Source organism: Nonomuraea lactucae (assembly GCF_003313395.1).
Classification (GTDB): domain Bacteria; phylum Actinomycetota; class Actinomycetes; order Streptosporangiales; family Streptosporangiaceae; genus Nonomuraea; species Nonomuraea lactucae.
In genome coordinates, this window is record NZ_QNFZ01000621.1 from 1 (window position 1) to 2,420 (window position 2,420).

A 2,420-nucleotide genomic window follows, 5' to 3' on the forward strand; every position below is an offset into this window, starting at 1 on the left:
CCGCGGGCGGGTGGCGGGCGCGGCTGGAGGCGGGCGCCCGGGCGGGGTGGGAGCTGCGCAAGCGCCACCCCTGGCTGGCGGAGGTGCGGGGCGGGCGGCACGTGCCCGGCCCCAACACGGTCGCCTGCTACGACTACATGCTGAGCACGGTCGCGGGCACCGGCCTCACCCCCTCCGAGGTGATCGCCGTGGTCGGCCTGGTCGGCAGGTTCGTGGACGCGGAGGCCCTGCTGCTGGTGGAGGCCGCGCGGGCCGAACGCCGCAGCGGTGTCAGCCACGAGGAGTGGTGGAGCTCCCGAGACTCCCTCTTCGAGCGCCTCGACCGCTACCCGACTCTCTCGCGCCTGTGGCAGGAGGGCGGCTACGACCGGCCGGAGGATCCGTTCGGGTTCGGCCTGGCGCGGCTGCTGGACGGCATCGAGTTGCTGATCCGGCAGCGCGCCAATCAGCGTGATGAAAAGCGTGACGAAAGTCGAGAAGGGCTGTGTCTCGTGTGCGGCAACCCGGTGGATCGTCCCGCCTCCGGACGGCCGCGCGCGTACTGTTCGCGTGCCTGCCAGCAGCGCGCCTACCGGAGACGACGCGGGGCCGGCCGCGACTGAGCGGGGAGCACGGCGGGGAGCACGGCGGGGAGCCGGTGTGGAGCGACAGTGTGGAGAGACAGAAAGAGCGTGCCCGGCCAATGGGGCCGGGCACGCTGGTGGTGGACGCGGAGGGGGCCAGACGGCCTGGGTCAGCCGACTCTGAGGGTCAGCCCGTACGCGCCCAGGATCTCGTTCACGGGCTGGTGGTAGGTCGTGCCGCCGATCGAGCAGTTGCCCGAACCGCCCGAGGTCACGCCCTGGGCCTGGCTGCCGGAGATGAACGAGCCGCCGGAGTCACCCGGCTGCGCGCAGGCGCTGGTGCGGGTCAGGCCGTAGACCGTGCCCTGCGGGTACCTGACCGTGGCGTTGTGCTGCTGGATGACGCCGCAGCGCCAGCCGGTGGTGGAGCCGGAACGGCAGATGGAGGCGCCGACCGAGGCCTGCGTGGAGCCGCGCACGGTGACCAGAGCGCCGCCGGCGCCGCGTACGTACGGCGTCGGGGTGTGGCCGGGCGTGGCGACCCAGGCGTAGTCGTTGCCCGGGAACGAGGAGCCCTGGAAGGTGCCGGACGGGTTGGAGGTCACGTTGCCGGGCCGGCCGCAGTGGCCGGCGGTGACGAAGCCAGGGGTGGCGCCGCGCGTCACGGAGAAGCCGATGCTGCACCGGCTGGAGCCGATGTAGTAGGCGGAGCCGCCGATGAGGTTGATGTACGGCTGCGGGGCCTCGTTGCTCACGGTCACGCGGACCGCGTTCCGGTCCACACCCGCGGTGGCGGCGAGTCCGTCGCCGGCGTCCTGGTGGGCGGTGACGATGACCACGCTGTTGCTGGCCAGGTCGACGTACCAGAGCGAGGCGCCGGCCTTCGCCTGGTCGGAGGCCCGGTCGATCTGGTCCTTGACCGCGTTCAGCTGTGACAGCGAACGCTGGACGACGACCGGCTGGGCGCCCTGCGCCTCGATGCCGGGAGCGGCCGCGGGGTCGGTGGTGGCGACCATCAGCCGCGAAGCGTCCTCGTTCAGCCATGCGCCGCCGTACGACGAGCCGAGTGAGGAGCTGAGCCTCGCCTCCGTCGCCGCGGCGCGCTGCTCGTTGGCCAGCCGCTGGAGGGCCTGCTGCTCGGTGATCCCGAGGTCGCGCTCGAGAGCGTCGACCATGCCCGGTGGGGCGGTTGCCGGGGGAGTGGGGTCGGCGGCGGCGGGGGAGAGGGGGGTGGCCAGACAGACGACCATGATGGTGGCGCCTGCAAGACCCATGCGCTTACTCCACATATGCACTCCTTTGTGGGGGGTGCTGTCAAGTTATCGGCTGGGGTGAATACGCCTAGATGTCAAAGGTGATCTATTACGGTGTTATGGACCTTTCGGGTGGGGGCGGTCGCCGTGGGCACTAACGCTCTGACCTGGAGATCCACTGGCATGTGATGATCGTACGGTCACCGCCCCCTGATCCGCTGGACCTAGCCGACCAGCGTGGCGGCCCGCCTTCGTGGCGTCCTGCACGGGCCGACTACCGGTGTGCGACGGGCCGACGGTCGGTGTGCGACGGGCCGACGGTCGGTGTGCGACGAGCCGACTACCGGCGTGCTACGGGCCGACGTAGGTGTGGCAGACGCTCGCGAGCGTGGTCCCGCCGCCGAAGTGGGCGTCGCACCACTCGTGGAGCACGTCGAGATCTCGGCCCTGCGGCTCGCGCGCGGTGGTGCGGTCCGTCTTCCTGACCCTGTCGCGTCCCCCGGCCGGCGGCTTCCCTCTCCCGCCGGCGGCGGGCCGCTGCCCACGCGGAACCGGCGAGGTCCGTCCGCTCTCGGCCGCGGCCACGGGCCGGCGCTCGCTCGCC

Annotated in this window: 3 protein-coding genes; 1 reads left to right on the plus strand and 2 read right to left on the minus strand. The window is 72.2% G+C overall.

Annotated elements, in window-relative coordinates; genetic code table 11:
* Nucleotides 1-602, plus strand: a 602-nt coding sequence (locus tag DQW85_RS24370) for a TetR/AcrR family transcriptional regulator C-terminal domain-containing protein (protein ID WP_113702352.1), incomplete at its 5' end; no start/stop codon positions are given.
* A gap of 131 nt (nt 603-733) precedes the next feature.
* Here DQW85_RS24370 and DQW85_RS24375 read toward each other — a convergent pair.
* Nucleotides 734-1,837 (minus strand): S1 family peptidase, encoded by a 1,104-nt coding sequence (locus tag DQW85_RS24375; protein ID WP_240197397.1) that lies wholly within the window; start codon nt 1,835-1,837, stop codon nt 734-736.
* A gap of 330 nt (nt 1,838-2,167) precedes the next feature.
* On the minus strand, nt 2,168-2,420 hold a 253-nt coding region (locus DQW85_RS24380; protein ID WP_205315369.1), incomplete at its 5' end, for a hypothetical protein.

Bases quoted from the DNA above. Each gene is read 5' to 3' on its own strand.
- DQW85_RS24375 (WP_240197397.1), bottom strand. From the start codon at position 1,837: ATGGGTCTTGCAGGCGCCACCATCATGGTCGTCTGTCTGGCCACCCCC.